We start from the raw sequence: 16,570 nt of genomic DNA on the forward strand, positions 1-16,570 counted from the left end.
TAAGTAATAACCTCAGCAGATGATTTATAATGTTATAGTTATAAGGGGGTTTTTGTGAAAAATAGGGATCTTGTAGTCCTCTTATTAATTGTAGCATTAGTGGTTCTTTTGCTTATTTTATTGTTAATGTATTTTTTTAAATGGAAAAAGGAGGGTAGTAAAATGTTACCAAATAAAAATGGTGGTGCTAGTAGCACTGGTATGGGAAGTGTACAACATAAAGAAGTTCCTAATGTATCACTTAATTCTCAAGGTGTAGAACGTAAGGATAAAGAAATTCCTACTGCATCTAATTCTCAAAGAGAACAGAGGCAAGATGATTTAACAGTAATAGATCATATGACTTTGGAAGATACGCTCAGGATACTTAAATCTGATAACGTGTTGTCTGAGCTTGATGATGATCTAAAGGACGTTAAAGCGGGAAAGAGAACTATAGAAAACCACAAGGAATATTTTAAAACACAAGTTGACAAGAAACTTACACAACTTTGTAAAAAATATCATCCTAACTCGCCAAAATGGCACAGTATACCTGAAGAAGAAAGACCAAAAGCTCAAGCAATACAGGCAAAATTAGATGACATACGAAGTATATTGAAGCATTTTAATGAAAACTTTTCCCAATGTGATAATTTTAAATACAGCTATTTTAGCAAAGTACGAGTTGATTTTTTAGGTAACAAGGAAAAATTAAAAAACATAACTTACACAGTACTAAACAAGCTAGGCGAGTTATCTCATATTAAGTACGAGAGGTTGGTACCTGATCTCAATGGGTTTTTAAGGTCAAGTCAAGCTAGCATGAAAGGTTTTATCTCAAATAATGTGGACCACTTCCAAAAAGAAAAAGATAATGCTGAATGTTATTTTCAAAGTTATTTAATTGGTTATGAAGAATTGCGTACTAATCTAGAGTTGTTTTGTGATCTATGCAAAGAAAATGATCGCATGGAACCTATTGCAACTCAGATGTTAGAAGAGTGTAAAACTCAGGGTAAAATATTAAATAAAGTTTCTGGTCATTTAATAAATCACGAATATTCTTATTGCATTAATGATAAACGAAGTTACGAACAAGCAGAGAAAGATTTTACTTTACCGTTTATAGAGTATACTAACATTTTAGCTATATGTAATGAGATAGTTAATACAAAAAGGGGAGAGAGCTTGTTAGTAATGAAACGATATATAAAACTGTGGCTGATAACAAGGTTATTAGAAATTTAAATAGCTTTTTATCATTGCATGAACTTTCTCATTACCTTGTAACATATTATTGCTATGGAAATGAGGAAAATGGAAAATTAGCTGCTAAGCTTTTGCATATTAACTCATTGGATAAAGAACATGCATTACAGCTGCTTGTTCAAATAATCAATGTATACTCAAATTGTCTAGAAAAGGAATTTCAGCCTGAAAAGGATTTTTATGAAAAAGTTGCAGAAGTGCAGATGAATTTTCTGAGGACAATGAAAAATTTGGGTGATGAATTTTGTAAAGATCTGAGGCAATACAATGAGCAACTTTACGAAGTGCATTTGGAGCGGAATGAAGTAGTATCAGAGATGTGCGAACAAATTCGCGAGCAAGGAGAATTTTATAAACAAGCTTCAGAGCTTTGTGAACAAGCTTCAGAGTCTTGTAGGCAAGATTCAGAGTTCTTAATAGGACATTTAGAACGTGAGGAAGCAGCCAGTGCAGAAAGGGAGGAAAGGTTAAAAAAAATGATTGAAAGTGTTAAAGAACAACGCAACAAACTTAGTTGTAGCTCATCTAGCCAGCAACAGCCTGCAAACCAAGCAGATGATCAGCCAGATCCAAGTAGCGAGCTAAGTGGAGTGCAGCCAATATCGCGCAGTCAGTCACTGGATTCTTCACATTCTAACGATAGTGATGTTGAAATAATCAGCAGATCACAATGTCGTTAATGTGGCAAGAAGAAGCAATTAATTTTCTTGCTGGGCAGAGAAAATATAGAGTACTATGGTGGGGTTTTGGCCCCACTCTGCTTGAGAGTTTATGCAAAAAGAAAGGCTTTAATGCTAAAAAACTTTTAGAAGATAAGTTTTCTGAAGGAATAAAAGAACAGTGTATAACATTGCTTGAGGCTTTTGGTGAGGAAAAGTTGTATTGGTGGTGGCCGTGGAGTGGTAAGCTAAAAGATGCTCAAATAGATAAGAAACAATGTCAGAGGGCAGGAGAATATGGGAACTATTCTTGGTTTTGGAAGATAGTTTTGGGTCTATTTACTTCAGTTTTGATTCATTGCCGGGTTCTACAATGGAACAGTTTAGTTACAAATTATTATGGGGGTTGTATGTTTAAAAAGGGAAGTTTTGAAGGCAGAAATCAAGCAAGAAACAGAAGTCAAGAAGTACCAACAACATCGACTAATATTTCTGATAATTTAAATAAAGGACCTGATTTGATGACTCTGGGTGATGTATTAAAATTGTTTGGTTTACCTAAGCTGCTACAAGAACTTGACGTTAGTCTTGAAGAGGTAAGAAGGCATATAAAGGATGAAAAAGAACATGAACAACGTGTTAAGGATGCTGATAAGGAAATCAGGAATTTGTCTTTAAAGTATCACCCTGATAGAGTTCAAAATAGAGGTGGCTCTGATGAAGAAGTAGCACAAGCTAAAGAGATGCAAACCGCACTGGGTACAACAAGAACGGTATTAAATAGCCTTACTAAAGCATTTTTAAAGGATCTTGATGTTGACTATAAGTATGGGTTTTATGCAAAAATGGAAATTAGTTTACTAGGAAATGAAGATGAGGTAAACAAGCTGAATTTTGGAATATTAAATAAATTAGCTAGAGTGTCAGAAATTAAACAAGGGAAAATAATAGCAAACATAAATAGCTTTTTAAAGGCAGGCCAATGTGGTATAGAAAGCTTTATTAATGATGAGTTGGATAATAAAAGAAATAGAGATGATGCTCTACTCTATTTAAGCATGTGTGTTAAGGGATATAAAAAATTAGTTAAAGAGTTTAATGAAGTAAAAAAAGAGTGTGGGAAAGTGTGCGAGAAAGATAAAGCACTGAAAGGTATATATTCTTCAATATGTAATATGTTAATTGAGAGTGAAATGCAATTGGATATGTTGCAAGAATTAGATGAGTTTGCTACAGACTCCTTACAAAAAAAGTTTCAACCTCCCAGAGTTTATGAAGATGCGGATGAATATTTTGTGCTACCGTTTATAGAATATGTTAGCGTTTTATTGATGTGCAGTAAGATGTGTGTTAACGTAGAAAAAAAGAAAAACAAAGAGAAGAAATCATGGTTTTCTTTCCTTCTGGAAGGGAATTCATCACAGGAAACGAAGGAAAATTCAGAGATTAATTTTGAACAAGAAAGGGTGTTATACGGTTATGCGCATTGTTTAGCATCGTATTTTAACGGCAATAATGAATACGGAAAAAAAGTAAGAGACATCCTTGAAATAACAGGTAATAAGGAAATCAGCCATGAAAAAGTGAGAAATAGATTTTTTGAAATCATAAAAATAATCAAGAATAATTTAGCACATAAATTTAAACCTGATTCTTATATAGAAGGTGGTGTTGGAAAATATATTATGGAAGAGTACATTAAATGGACAAAGATTATGGATGATGTATTGAAAAGAGCAGAGAAGTCTATAGCTGATACTGACACTTATATAGAGAGCTCTAGAATAGAGAATAAGAAGCTTCGAGAAGATTGTGATAGGGTCATAAGAGGGAATGCAAAACTTGAAGAAGAATGTAGGAGATCTACAGAAGAGAGTAGAAAAACGAGAAAAGAGTTACAAAACTTTACGCAAGAATTGTTTAACTATATAGGATATAGCAGAATAGCTCAGAATGAAGAGGCAAGTACTAGCCAACAACAACCCTATGCTCAAGGTACTAACGATCAACAACAAGAATCAGCTATTCAGGCTTCTAATGCTAAATTTGATCAGCAACAAAAACCAAATGCTCAAGCTGCCAATGATTCAAATGTGCTGCCAATGTCGCGTAGTAGGTCGTCAAGCCTGTCAAGTTCTGGCAGTAGCAATAACGATCAGTCAGGTCCAAGTAGCAGGTTAAGTAAAGTGCAACCAATTCCACACAGTCAGTCATTAAGTTCTTTATATTATAACGATAGTGATATTAAAATAGACAGCAGATCACAATGTCGTTAATCTGACAGGCGTAGCAAGTTAAGCGGAAATGGCACAAGTGTGAAAGGAGGTAATGTTAGGTTAATGGTTTAAGAGATTTTCTAAAGAAATTATCTTATAGCTTCAAGATTGTGTAGGCCAGTCACTTGACATATTACATTGGTAGGAATACCCACTTCAAGTAGATTTTTTGCCATTTCTGTTCTCCCTATTTTTTTACCCTTTTCTTTATCAATCTGTATTCTTTTAGATACTGACATAATTAATGAATAAAATTTATCACGTATTTCTTCATCCTCAATTTTATTATACTCTCTCACTAAATCTAGTACTCCATTTTCTCCTTCTCTATCCTCATTACTTCTTTCAATTTCAACATTGCCTTTTTCTATTAGTTCACTAATTTTCGGCAGTAGAGTTTGAGCGTGCGTTGATAATTTGTCTGCTGCGTTACATAGTTTTCCTATTGTCATGATATGTGTTCCTTGCTCATAGCGTCGTATTTGACCACCTGTTAAACCGACTTCATTTCCTAAATCCTCCTGAGAACGTCCTCTTGCTAGCCTCCAGTCTTTCATATTTTCCCCTGTTTTATAGGCTATAAAATTAACTATCTCTGTTTTATTATGTTTCTCAAGTTCATCTTTAGACAAGCCTGTTGTTTGGAGAATGATATCAACAGAAATACCCGCTTTAAGTAAATTCTTTGCTACTTTAATCTTTCCTGCTTTTTTACCTTCTTCTTCCCCCACCTGGATAGATTTATTTAATGCAGAGGCTATCTTACATAATTCCTGGTTCCTAAATTTTTTACATTCTCTAACTAGATTTAATGTTTTTTCTACCTCACCTTTCTCTGATGCCATCGATTCAGGCAGTAGTTTTGCCATATCAATCATTAGTTCCACTACTATCATACAGAATATAATGATTGAAATCGGATTTTCCCCTCGCTCATATCTGGACATTTGCTTCTCTAATACTCCGACTTTACTTCCTAGACCTGCCTGAGTATATCTTTTCTTTTCCCTCTCATGTTTTAATTTTTTCCCTACTTCGTAGTCTGTTAACTTTGTGTCATTAGTCATGTCTCTTTAAAAGAATCTCAAGAAAAGATATACTCTTTAACCTAAGATTCTATTAAAGGAGACTTTCCTTTGCACTACCGTAAGAGAGTAAGACTTCAGTAAAAATCATATTTGATGATGTCCAAGCTGTCCTTCTCAACGTTTTCAACATTTTCGGGAATAGTTAATTTTCTTGTTCCTGCTATGTATTCAACTACCTCTAAATAATCATCATTCCATTGACCATTAAGGGCATAATGTAATGGTGTATTCCCATATTTCTTAGTGGCCTTAATTTCAGCTCCTCTCTCTATGAAATATTTTACTAAATCAATGTTAGCGTGGTAAGCAGCCCAATATAGAGGCGTTCTGCCCTCATTGTCAGTTACATTTATATCCACGTTTCGCTTCTCCACAAGATACTCTACTACTTCACTATTATTCCAATAAGCTGCCCAATGTAGTGGTGTACTACCTAGATTATCAGTGACATTAAAATTTATTCCTTCTTCTTCTACTAGATATTCAAGGACACATGACATACCAGACTCATCGCCTATAGCTGCATAATGTGCTAGCGTACAACCATTGCTACTAATGGCATTCTTGTCGGCACCATCTTCTATAAGATTTTCTACCACATATGAGTACCCACAAAAAGCAGCTATATGCAAGGGTGTTATCCCATGTCTATTAGTTGCTTTCACGTTTGCTCCTTTTTCTACTAGATATCTAGCTGTTCTCTCACAACCACCATGAGCAGCGTGATGCAGAACAGTATTACCCTTCTTGTTTGCTGCATTTATGTTGAAGTTTTTTTCTTCCACTAGATATTGAACTATTTCTAACTTACCGTCTATAGCAGCTATATGCAGAAATGTTTCACCATTTTCTTTAGTAGCATTAATATTAGCTCCTTTTGCTATAAAATGTCTTACTATATCTAAGTTACTTGCTTCATGTAGAATGTTATCACTAACATTAGCCCCTTTCTCTACAAGATATACAGCTATATCTGTGCTACCTTTATAAGCAGCAATATACAAAGGAGTATATCCATACCTATTAACAGCATTAATACCAGCACCTTTTTCTATAAGATGTTTAACTGCTTCAAGATTACCTTCTTCCACAGCTAAATGCAAAGGCGTATTCCCTTCATCATTCTTAACATTAACATCTTTCTTATCTACTAAATACTTTTCTATGATATTACACATACCAACCTCACTAAATTAATAAAACTATTCCATTCTACAGACACAAACATTATTTTTTTATTAACTGTAAAACCCGTATAAATTCCTATATGCACTGCTTATTCTCTCTCATGAGGATACTCCTAATCGTGTTAATATCTTATATGTATTAATTAATAAACTCACTTTCTTCACTCTTCAATGGCCTCTTCTATAACAGCAGCTATTTCGTTCAGCTTCTTCACCTGATTAACCTCTGGGTTCTCACGCATTTCCTTTAGCACCTTTTGATAAAGATCTTGTCTTTTCTCATTATCGAGCAGTTTGCAGTATAGTTTTAGCTGCTCAGGGGTCTTTGATAGTAGTCGTGCTAACACTGATTCTCGGTTATTGTTATTATTACTCATGTAAAAATCCTCACTAATTAACGCTTCAATTTTTTTTAATGTTTACTACTATTTTCTTAGTAGTATTGGCATAAAGCCATCTATTTTGGCGGAAGTCAAGAAATTTTTTAAATATTTATTTGTTATTAATAATAGTAAGGATATCAATATATTAATTTCGGTAGAGCATTTCCTTCACAAACTAGGAAGAGATTTAACATCTAGTTGCTCTACATTTTCCACTTTCTCGAGCTGTGTGCTGGGCTTTAGTGCATCATACAACGCAAAACTTATACACGCTAATCCAACACTTCCCCCAATAATCGCTATGGCATACATTTTCAATATATAAGCTACAACACTACTGACTAGTAACGCCGCACCAACACTACCAGCCAAGATTGCTCGTCTTTGTTGCATTGATGGTTTTTCTTTTTTGTCTGCAGTATTTTCTTTGCTAGATCCATTATCAAAACATGCAGCAGAAGAAAGGCTGTTGGAAGCATTTGGTTCTTGTATGTCAGTTTCTGTTACAGCAGTTTCATTTTTTTCGCATATTCCAGTATTATCAAGCTTTTCTATTGAAGCAGCGATGTGCTCTATAGCTATTGTATTACTTTCATTACTATTTTCGCATGGCTCAAGATATTTATGTTCTATAGATTCTTCAAGACTACTTTCATTATTATTTTCATATGCGTTAGCCGGTGCCTCGATATTACCGATAGTATCTTGAAGCACTTTTTCACTTCTAGCTGTAGTAGTTTTGGCTGTTACAACAGTGGGCTGCTGGGTTGCTCTCTTATTAAGAATATTTCCCAGTTCTCTTACAGCTTCACTATTTTCACACGCTTCAGCATAGGTGAATGGGGTGTAAGTCATTTCCTTGCTATTTGAATGTTTTATAATTATTCTCTTTTTTAGAATATCTTTCAAAATACCATTTTCCTCAGAGATCTTTAACACTGCTCTAATCATGTCATTGTCTCTACGTGATATAGCATCTGTAAGTATTGTATGAATTTCTTCCCGACCATCTGAATGTTTTGTGGTCATCTCTTCATTCAGAACTTCCTTTAATAGTTTTTGTTTTTTGGCTTCTTCTAAAAGATCTTTTACAGCTTGATTATTTTTATGACTTATAGCATAATGTAGTAGTGACAACGTCTCCTCTCTACCATGATACTCGTAAGTTATTTTTGCTAAAAGAATCGTGCTTGCGTTATAGCTGGACTTTTTGAATATTCCATTTTTGAACTTTTCGGCAACACCTTCCCCTTCTTCTATTTTTCTTGCTAGTTTTTGTATATTCTTTCTATCTTTATCTGTTAACTCATATATATCACATACTAATGTCAGTTTTGACGTTTTCATAATGTTTTCCCCTATTAAGATTTATTGATTTAGTGGTAGTAGTTGCAGTTGCTCACCCCATAAAGTTGGTGCTTTCTTTCAATCAAAGGTATTCTACTGTTTTAAATTCCCTGTAAAGATTTAGCTTATCTTTTACATCTAAACAGCATTAACACGATTTGGCTTTTTGTAGATGAGTAATTCTCTAGGAATTATCCTATTGAATTCTATGATATTATTTTTTGTAACATTGTCTAAAGTGCCCAGACACTGGGATCCAGGAAACTTAACTCTACACCAAGTAAATGTACAATAAGAACTAGATTCCAGTGTCAAGCACTGGAATGACAAGTTCTCGGCAACCCCTACATCATACCGCCGCGGTATCTCTTAGCCGCTAACAAGTAGCGGGATGACGATTGTCAGGGTGTCATCCCAGCGCCCCTATGATGTCATCCGAGTAGCTGACACTGGGATGGCTTTGTTGCATCGCTCAAGTGAAAAGAACTGGCAGTTACTGACAAAATTCATTATAAATAGCCATTTAACTGTTGAAGAAAAAATATGCCACAAAAAATGAGAGTCAGTAACTGCCATGAATATAACAAATTTCTCCAAGAAAGAGGAAGCATTTTTTGTTATATCAATGACGCCATAGAAAATTGGTACGAGAATTGTCCAAAAATGCAGGGCGGCAACTATATTTATAGTGATAAAGTTCTGATTTTGGTGCATATAATCGTCAGTTTCTTTAGAATTGGTTTAAGACAAACAGTCGGGTTTATAAAAGGGTATTTGCAACAAATAGGAAGAGATTTGGCAGTTATCAGCTATTCACAAGCATCAAAAGAAACTTAATATTAAGATAAATGATTGCAGAATTGATAAAAATAATATGGAAGATATCGAAATTGCTATAGACAGTACAGGAATTAGTATATACAACAACACACAGCAAGGAAAATAGCACTGACAGAAAATATCGTGGCTATGAGCAAACGAGAAAATTGCACGTAATGTTGAATATAAACAACAAAAAAGCCATAGCTGTAAAATACAGTAACGGTGTCTACTCTGATCACTATGGAGCTTGTGATTTGCTAAAAGAAGTTGATTTTCAGCATGCCATAAAAGCACTATATGCAGATAGAGCATGTGATAGGCACAAGTTTTATAAGTTGTGTAACGAATATGATATAAAGACAAAAATTCCACCAATAAACAATGCGGCAGAACATCCAGAAATAGATTATATGTCTGACAGGAATGCTGCTATTAGGTTAATAAAATTATACGGTGAAGATGGCATGAAAGAATGGAAAAAAGAAGTAAATTATGGGAAAAGATCTTATATTGAAGGGTTTTTCTCAAGATTAAAGCAAATATTCGGATTTAGTTTTAGGAATAAATCTGAGATAAATCGAGAAAAAGAACTGCTAATCAAATGCTATTTGCTTAATAAATTCACTGATATTGGTATGGCTAAATTTGAGATAGTTACATGAATTTACCATAAATCACCATCTCATAAAGTGTGATGCAACAAAGCCATCCCAGTGTCTGGGCACTGGGATGACACCGTCATAAAGGAACCAGTGTCAGCTACTTGGATGACAGGAGAATGACACCCTCCTTGGTAGGCCCAAATTGCAATGTTCGTACAGTTGTGGACGTCGAGCCTATCCTAGTGTTGCATATCAAGCTCATACTCAGTATGTAAATCTTTGACCAAAGCTACAACGTATTCTTTTTGAACAATTATACTGATTTTGATTTCGGATGTTGTGATAGCAAGTATTTCTATCTTTTTTTCGCTTAAAACCTTGAGTGTGCGGTGCATCACTTCAGTGTTAGACATAACACCAATACCAATTATTGAAATTTTAGCTACATTATCGTTTATAGCATAATTTTCATTCTTATTCAGTAACTTTTCCATTAAATCAATATCAAATTTGGAGATAACAAAACTTGACCCATGTATCATATCAATTTTAACGTTTGCCCCTACTATATCTCTTAAAGTACGCAAGTTATTTGCAAGGTTAGTGAAAGTTACAAGAGCTTCATTAGTGCTATAAGCTATTCCAGTAATTAAGTATCTCTCTAGTACATCCCTTTTGTGTAGTACTGTGGTGCCTTCTACTTCTTTAAAAGTGGATAGCACTTGCACTTTAATGTTATGCTTCATTGCAAGTTGTACTGAACGATTATGCAGTATTTTAGCACCAGATGACGACATTTCCAACATTTCATCGTAAGAGATAAATTTGAGCTTGCGTGCCTTTGGAACAATTCTCGGGTCTGCTGTATATATTCCATCAATATCAGTAAAAATTTCGCAAGTTCTAACACCAAAGGCTACCGTGAAGGCAACTGCTGATATATCAGAGCCTCCTCTTCCAAAAGTAGTGATTCTATCATCATTTATACCCTGAAAACCAGCGATGATCGCAGCAGTATAACCCTCAGCAAAAGATCTTTTCACACGGTCAATCTTTATTGTTTTTATTTTAGACTCAGAATAAAAATCATCAGTTACAATCGGTAACTGCCAGGCAAGCCACGATTTAGCATTAACTCCGATCGATTGGAGAGTGATAGCTAATAGACCGCAAGAAATTTGTTCTCCTGCTGAAAGCATAACGTCATACTCTGATAACTCTTGTCTGCAACTTAAATTTGAGATTTGCCTAGCCTGAAAAGCCATTTGGTCAGTAAATCCTGCAACAGCAGATACAACAACGATTACATTACAACCTTTCTCAATATCGTTTTTTATCAAATTTGCAACTCGGTTTAAATCAGTTAGCGAAGTCCCACCAAATTTTTTTATGATTATTTTGTCCATAGTTACAATATAACTCTCTTCTGAAGAAAAATATAGTTTTTGTAGAGATAGAGGTTGTCCGGAAACTAGAATTAAGGTAGAGTATAAGATGTATGGTTCCAGAGTGTGATGGTGTGGATCTATTATAAATAATTCAGGAGACTTTGTCAACTGAGAACATATAAATTCAAAAGGCGTAAGACCCCTAAGAGCTTTGAGTCTCTTTGCATAATTGTAGGCCATAACAAAGTCATAAAGATGCTCCTTAAGTTGCTGATGCGAACGATAGTAATATTTCTTAACTGTAGCATTCTTTAAAGTTTTATTCATACGTTCAACTTGTCCATTTGTCCAAGAATGGCTAACTTTTGTCAGACGATGTTCAATGTTATTTCTTCACAAACTCTATCAAATATGTGTTGGAAGGCGTATTTATGGCGCTTCTGATTTGTAAATTGTATGCCATTATCTGTCAAAATAGTGTGGATTTTATACGGTAAAATTCTAATCAGATTACCTAAAAACTCAGCAGCTATGGGTTTTGTAGCACTTTTGTGCAACTCAACGTAGGTGAATTTGATCTATTGCAACAAACAAATACAGCTTTCCTTCTTCTGTTCTAACTTCCGCGATATTAATATGGAAATAGCCTATAGGATATTGTTTGAATTTCTTTCTTGATTTAACTTCACCATCGACATCTGGTAGTCTGCTAATGTTGTGCCTTTGTAAACAACGATGTAAGCTGGAGCGACTCAAATGTGGGATTGAGGTTTGCAAAGCGTAGAGACAGTCATCTAATGGCAATAGAGTATGCTTACGAAATGCAACAATTATAGCCTCCTCTTCTAAAGTTAAAACAGTTGATCTTGGATGCTTTGGACCCATACCAGCATCTTTGGTAAATGAGCGTTTTCTCCACTTAATAATAGTTTTTGGTTTAAGGTTATAACACTTGGAGAGTTTTGCTATGCTCTCTTTACTATTTTGTATTGCTCTACGAATTGTCTCTGTTGTTCTGGCGCACCCATGTAATACTTGTCCCATAATTCCTCCCTTTGATGATATTTTTTTCTCACATTTTATCATACCATCACACTCTGGAACTGTGCATCTAATACAATTATAGAACAAGTTTAAAAGTTCTGGTAAAGTAGTTTTATTTACAAAGAATATGCTACTTGAAATTGAAAAGCGCAGCATAACAAATGCATTGTGGAAGTTGCAAGAAGCAGATCAAAGGGAAATCTTAACTCTTATACAGAGATTTGAGTTGCCAGAAGTACTAGCAAGAATATTGGTTACTCGTGGTGTTAACATAGAAAATGCGAGCGACTTCTTATATCCACTAATCAGATCGCTATTACCAGATCCCTTTCACCTTCTTGATATGGATAAAGCTGTTTCTCGTATAATACGGGCAATAAAAAATAATGAAAACATTGCAATATTTGGTGACTATGATGTTGATGGTGCAACGTCGTCAGCATTGATTAACAGGTACCTGAGAGCAATCGATATACACTCTATAATCTACATTCCAGATCGTGTTGATGAGGGCTATGGATTAAACACAGATGCTTTATTACAACTTAAAAAAAACGGGATCGATTTATGTATTTCCGTTGATTGCGGTACGCTTGCATATCAACCAATAGAAGATGCAAAGGTCTTTGGTCTTGATATTATAGTTGTCGATCATCATCTTGGTACGGAAAAGTTACCAAGCGCCGTAGCAGTTGTTAACCCAAACCGCCTTGATGAAAGCTCTCCTTATACTAACCTTGCAGCAGTTGGAGTGTCATTTCTGCTGATTATTGCTCTTAATAAAAGCCTACGTGAGCAAGGATTTTTTACCAACAAAAAAGAACCAGATTTATTTGATCTGCTGGATTTAGTTGCCCTTGGAACTGTTTGCGATGTTATGCAGATTACAGGCCTCAATAGAGCATTTGTCTCACAAGGATTAAAAGTTATGTCAGCAAGAAAAAACGTTGGCTTGCGTGTTTTATTTGATGCTTTGGGGATCCTTGAAAAACCAAGTGTTTCACGATTAGGGTTTAGTATTGGGCCATGCATAAATGCTGGAGGAAGAATTGGAGAAGCATCGCTCGGTGCAAGGTTGCTTTCCACCGATGATGATGAAGAGGCACATTCAATCGCGCTAAAATTAATAGATTTGAATAATGCAAGGAAAGTGTTAGAAAATGAGGCTCTCTTGGAAGCTACAGCACAAGCGGAAAAATTTGCCCAATTAGGTGTAAATTTTATAATGGTAAGCGGCAACTGGCACCAGGGAATAATCGGTATAATTGCATCGAGGCTAAAGGAGCAGTTTCACTTACCAACAATAGTGATGTCTTTAAACAATGGAATAGGAAAAGCAAGCTGTAGATCAATTTTGGGAGTTGATATCGGTGCTGCAGTCCTTTCCGCAAAGTTTACAAATTTAATTATTGAAGGTGGTGGCCATAGTATGGCGGCAGGATTTTCAATTAAAGAAGACAAAATAAATGATTTGCATGATTTTTTTACTGAAAGATTTTCAAACTCTATAAATGAGAAAACTTTAAAAGCTGATAGTATAGTAACTGCTAAAGCAATAAATTTATCTTTATGGAATCAATTGCAACGCTTGGGACCATTTGGAGTTGGGAATCCTGAACCAAGGTTTATTATCCAAGGAGCAAAGATAAGAAAGCCTGAAGTTATAGGAGTTGACCATATAAAATGTTTTATTGCTGATGATAATATTATGGTAAGAGCTATTGCATTTCGTTCTGCAAATACTCATCTTGGCTCTGCTATCATGCAGGGTAATGTTAAAGCTATTTTGGGTAAAATCTCTATGAATTACTGGAATGGCAATGAATTTGTACAATTTTTAATAGAAGATGTATTGACCATTAGTTGAGTTGCTATTTTACAATAATTACCTATCAATCTCACCAAAAACTATATCGAGTGAGCCAATAATTGCTGCAACGTCGGCAAGCATGTGTCCTTTTGCCATAAAATCTAAGGCTTGTAAATGTGCAAAGCCAGGTGCTCTTATTCGGCATCTGTAAGGTCTATTGGTACCATCTGAAACTATATACACTCCAAACTCGCCTTTTGGTGCCTCAACAGCTGTGTAAGCCTCACCTTTTGGTACATGATACCCTTCCGAATAAAGTTTAAAATGGTGGATGAGAGCTTCCATAGATTTTTTCATCTCCGCTCTTGGCGGTGGAGAAATTTTTCTATCTTCAGTTTTTACTGGCCCTTCAGGCATTTTCTCTATACACTGCTTCACTAAGCTAACAGACTGCCTGATCTCTGCCATTCTAACTAGATAACGGTCATAACAGTCGCCATTTTGGCCGATCGGTATATCAAAATCTAGTTGATCATATATCTCATATGGCTGGCTTTTTCGCAAATCCCAAGCAAGCCCAGCAGCGCGCAACATTGGGCCACTAAAGCCCCAATCAAGTGCTTGCGCTACTGATATTTCACTAATTCCTACAGTGCGTTGCTTCCATATTCTATTTTCTGTTAAAAGTTCATCAACATCGTCTATATACTTTGGAAATTGCTCTATAAACTTTGCAATATCCTCAATCAAACCTTCTGGAACATCTGCTGCAATTCCACCTGGCCTGATGTAAGCTGCGTGAAACCTTGCACCTGAAGCTCTTTCGTAAAATTCCAGTATTTTTTCTCTTTCTTCAAAGAGCCATAAAAGGGGAGTCATTGCTCCAACATCAAGTGCTTGAGAAGAGACGTTCAGTAAATGATTTAGTATTCTCGTCAGTTCACAAAACAAGACACGTAAATACTTTGCCCTAATTGGAATTTCGCATTGCAACAATTTCTCCACACACAGTGAATATGCATGCTCTTGTGACATTGGTGATACATAATCAAGGCGATCAAAATAAGGCAAAGCTTGAAGGTACGTTTTATGTTCTATTAATTTTTCAGTACCGCGGTGCAAAAGCCCAATATGAGGATCAGCTCTCTCAACCACTTCGCCGTCCATCTCTAAAACAAGGCGCAACACTCCATGTGCAGCTGGGTGCTGAGGGCCAAAATTTAACATCATTGTCTTTAGATCGGGCATGTCCAGTAGTTTAAGATATTAAAATTGTATAGGCTAAAGTGCGCTCAAAGTCAATAGACTTCTTGCATAGGCTACAACTGTCATTCAATAGAAACAAAAACTTTTACAATGCTAATAAGTGTTGGTAAAACTAAGTCACTTTAGCTATAGAATGACAAAAAAGGTTTGCATTAGCCAAATTTTTAGTTGAGGTAGCATAAGAGGTTAAAGGAAAAGCTTTGTGTTAATGGATTCATTTCAGGTATAATACAGATAATACCACAATACTTATAAAATGGATCATGTTGTTAATGCGTACAATAGACTTGACACTCCTATAGTTAGGGGAGAAGGGGCATATCTTTTTGACAAAGATGGTAAAAAATATTTAGATTTTGCTGCAGGTATTTCTACAACTTCTTTAGGGCATTGTCATCCATACATTACAGACAAACTGAAAGAGCAATTGAGCTCACTATGGCACTGCTCTAACATTTTCACTATTCCCGAGCAAGAAAGGCTTGCTGACCGTTTAACAACCCTTACTTTTGCAGATAAAGTTTTTTTCTGCTCAAGTGGGCTTGAAGCAACAGAAGCTGCAATTAAGTTTATTCGTCGTTACTTTTATTCAAAAAGGCAAGCAAAACGTAATCGTATTGTTACAATTGAAGGAGGGTTTCATGGCCGCAGTATTGCTGCAATTTCTGCTGGAAACAGTGAAAAATCACGCGAAGGTTTTGCTCCGCTTCTTTCTGGTTTTGATAAAGTGCCAAGAAATGACATTAAAGCTTTGGAGAAAAAAATCAGCAATGAAACAGCTGCTGTGTTTTTAGAGCCCATACAAAGCGAAGGCGGAGTATATCCACTAGACGTAGAATATCTTCAAAAAGTAAGGAAAATAACAAAAGCTCAAGGGATAATTTTGTGCTTTGATGAAGTGCAATGCGGATATGGACGCATCGGTTCTTTATTTTATTATCAAAATGTCGGCATTGAACCTGATATGCTAACCTGTGCAAAAGCTATGGGTAACGGTTTTCCTCTAGCTGCATGTTTAGTAAAAGATTACATAGCAGAAGCAATCACTCCAGGAACTCATGGATCAACCTATGGTGGCAATCCACTTGCCATGACTGTTGGTAATGCAGTGCTCGATATAATGCTAAAAGAAGGCTTTTTTGATCATGTTAAGAGAATTAGTAAATATTTAAAAGAAAAGCTGTTGCCTTTAGCTAAAGAATTTCCTGAGATGATTTCAGAAGTTCGTGGAGAAGGGTTACTAATGGGAATAGAACTAGCAACTCCTGTAGCTGATAAAGTTATTAGTCGATCTCTTGATAAAGGTTTAATAATAACTAGGGTTTCAAACAACAAAGTAGTAAGGATAACCCCACCACTTATCATTGAGGATGAGCATGTGAATGCGGCGTGTAATATGCTTTATGATTTATTTTTTAAGATTAAAGATATATAAAATTCGGCAATA

General features: G+C 35.4%; 15 protein-coding genes and 1 pseudogene. 8 read left to right on the top strand and 8 right to left on the bottom strand.

Going from position 1 to position 16,570, the window contains the following annotated elements:
• The first annotated feature begins 162 nt into the window (after positions 1-162).
• The 3 genes from AAGD68_RS04430 to AAGD68_RS04440 are packed head-to-tail and all read left to right on the top strand — an operon-like array spanning position 163 to position 4,186.
• A complete protein-coding gene (locus AAGD68_RS04430; RefSeq protein ID WP_265044999.1) occupies positions 163-1,230 on the top strand; it encodes a hypothetical protein in 1,068 nt (355 codons plus the stop codon).
• Positions 1,200-1,931 (top strand): hypothetical protein, encoded by a 732-nt coding sequence (locus AAGD68_RS04435; protein WP_265044997.1) that lies wholly within the window; start codon positions 1,200-1,202, stop codon positions 1,929-1,931. The genes AAGD68_RS04430 and AAGD68_RS04435 overlap by 31 nt, the downstream gene beginning before the upstream one ends.
• On the top strand, positions 1,922-4,186 hold the full coding sequence (locus AAGD68_RS04440; protein ID WP_341814143.1) for a hypothetical protein: 2,265 nt from the start codon (positions 1,922-1,924) through the stop codon (positions 4,184-4,186). Before AAGD68_RS04435 ends, AAGD68_RS04440 begins: the two co-directional genes overlap by 10 nt.
• Positions 4,187-4,275: 89 nt before the next feature.
• On the opposite strand, the gene AAGD68_RS04445 is transcribed toward AAGD68_RS04440, so the two are convergent.
• The 5 genes from AAGD68_RS04445 to AAGD68_RS04465 all read right to left on the bottom strand — a co-directional run bounded on the left by AAGD68_RS04445 (position 4,276) and on the right by AAGD68_RS04465 (position 8,521).
• Positions 4,276-5,253 carry a hypothetical protein gene (locus AAGD68_RS04445; RefSeq protein WP_264735336.1) on the bottom strand — a complete coding sequence of 326 codons (978 nt, stop codon included), beginning with the start codon at positions 5,251-5,253 and terminating at the stop codon, positions 4,276-4,278.
• Between the two features lie 95 nt (positions 5,254-5,348).
• Positions 5,349-6,452 carry an ankyrin repeat domain-containing protein gene (locus AAGD68_RS04450; protein WP_265044992.1) on the bottom strand — a complete coding sequence of 368 codons (1,104 nt, stop codon included), beginning with the start codon at positions 6,450-6,452 and terminating at the stop codon, positions 5,349-5,351.
• Positions 6,453-6,622: 170 nt separating this feature from the next.
• Positions 6,623-6,838, bottom strand: coding sequence for a hypothetical protein (locus AAGD68_RS04455; RefSeq protein WP_264688148.1), 216 nt, complete (start codon positions 6,836-6,838; stop codon positions 6,623-6,625).
• A gap of 174 nt (positions 6,839-7,012) precedes the next feature.
• Positions 7,013-8,191 (bottom strand): hypothetical protein, encoded by a 1,179-nt coding sequence (locus tag AAGD68_RS04460; RefSeq protein WP_265044988.1) that lies wholly within the window; start codon positions 8,189-8,191, stop codon positions 7,013-7,015.
• A 138-nt stretch (positions 8,192-8,329) separates the two neighbouring features.
• Positions 8,330-8,521: a hypothetical protein gene (locus tag AAGD68_RS04465; protein WP_341814144.1), complete on the bottom strand. Its 192-nt coding sequence runs from the start codon at positions 8,519-8,521 to the stop codon at positions 8,330-8,332.
• Positions 8,522-8,582: 61 nt separating this feature from the next.
• On the opposite strand from AAGD68_RS04465, the gene AAGD68_RS04470 reads away from it, so the two are divergent.
• The 3 genes from AAGD68_RS04470 to AAGD68_RS04480 all read left to right on the top strand — a co-directional run bounded on the left by AAGD68_RS04470 (position 8,583) and on the right by AAGD68_RS04480 (position 9,675).
• Positions 8,583-8,750 carry a hypothetical protein gene (locus AAGD68_RS04470; RefSeq protein ID WP_264735643.1) on the top strand — a complete coding sequence of 56 codons (168 nt, stop codon included), beginning with the start codon at positions 8,583-8,585 and terminating at the stop codon, positions 8,748-8,750.
• Complete coding sequence (locus tag AAGD68_RS04475; protein WP_265044985.1) at positions 8,735-9,028, top strand: transposase; 294 nt, start codon at positions 8,735-8,737, stop codon at positions 9,026-9,028. The genes AAGD68_RS04470 and AAGD68_RS04475 overlap by 16 nt, the downstream gene beginning before the upstream one ends.
• A gap of 158 nt (positions 9,029-9,186) precedes the next feature.
• On the top strand, positions 9,187-9,675 hold the full coding sequence (locus tag AAGD68_RS04480; protein WP_151807721.1) for a transposase: 489 nt from the start codon (positions 9,187-9,189) through the stop codon (positions 9,673-9,675).
• 179 nt (positions 9,676-9,854) lie between these two features.
• On the opposite strand, the gene AAGD68_RS04485 is transcribed toward AAGD68_RS04480, so the two are convergent.
• Together AAGD68_RS04485 and AAGD68_RS04490 are read right to left on the bottom strand one after the other, a co-directional pair.
• Complete coding sequence (locus AAGD68_RS04485; protein ID WP_253309957.1) at positions 9,855-11,021, bottom strand: aspartate kinase; 1,167 nt, start codon at positions 11,019-11,021, stop codon at positions 9,855-9,857.
• Between the two features lie 90 nt (positions 11,022-11,111).
• Positions 11,112-12,047, bottom strand: a pseudogene (locus tag AAGD68_RS04490) (IS481 family transposase); the annotation flags it as partial.
• Between the two features lie 127 nt (positions 12,048-12,174).
• On the opposite strand from AAGD68_RS04490, the gene recJ reads away from it, so the two are divergent.
• Positions 12,175-13,914: a single-stranded-DNA-specific exonuclease RecJ gene (recJ, locus tag AAGD68_RS04495; RefSeq protein WP_264687720.1), complete on the top strand. Its 1,740-nt coding sequence runs from the start codon at positions 12,175-12,177 to the stop codon at positions 13,912-13,914.
• 18 nt (positions 13,915-13,932) lie between these two features.
• Here the strand turns inward: recJ and AAGD68_RS04500 are convergent, their stop codons facing one another.
• Positions 13,933-15,105, bottom strand: coding sequence for an NADH-quinone oxidoreductase subunit D (locus tag AAGD68_RS04500; protein WP_253309374.1), 1,173 nt, complete (start codon positions 15,103-15,105; stop codon positions 13,933-13,935).
• Between the two features lie 274 nt (positions 15,106-15,379).
• On the opposite strand from AAGD68_RS04500, the gene AAGD68_RS04505 reads away from it, so the two are divergent.
• The gene (locus tag AAGD68_RS04505) at positions 15,380-16,558 is read left to right on the top strand and encodes an aspartate aminotransferase family protein (protein ID WP_253309373.1); all 1,179 of its coding nucleotides are present in this window, start codon (positions 15,380-15,382) and stop codon (positions 16,556-16,558) included.
• Positions 16,559-16,570: the final 12 nt, after the last annotated feature.

This window comes from Wolbachia endosymbiont (group A) of Machimus atricapillus, assembly GCF_964027095.1.
Classification (GTDB): domain Bacteria; phylum Pseudomonadota; class Alphaproteobacteria; order Rickettsiales; family Anaplasmataceae; genus Wolbachia.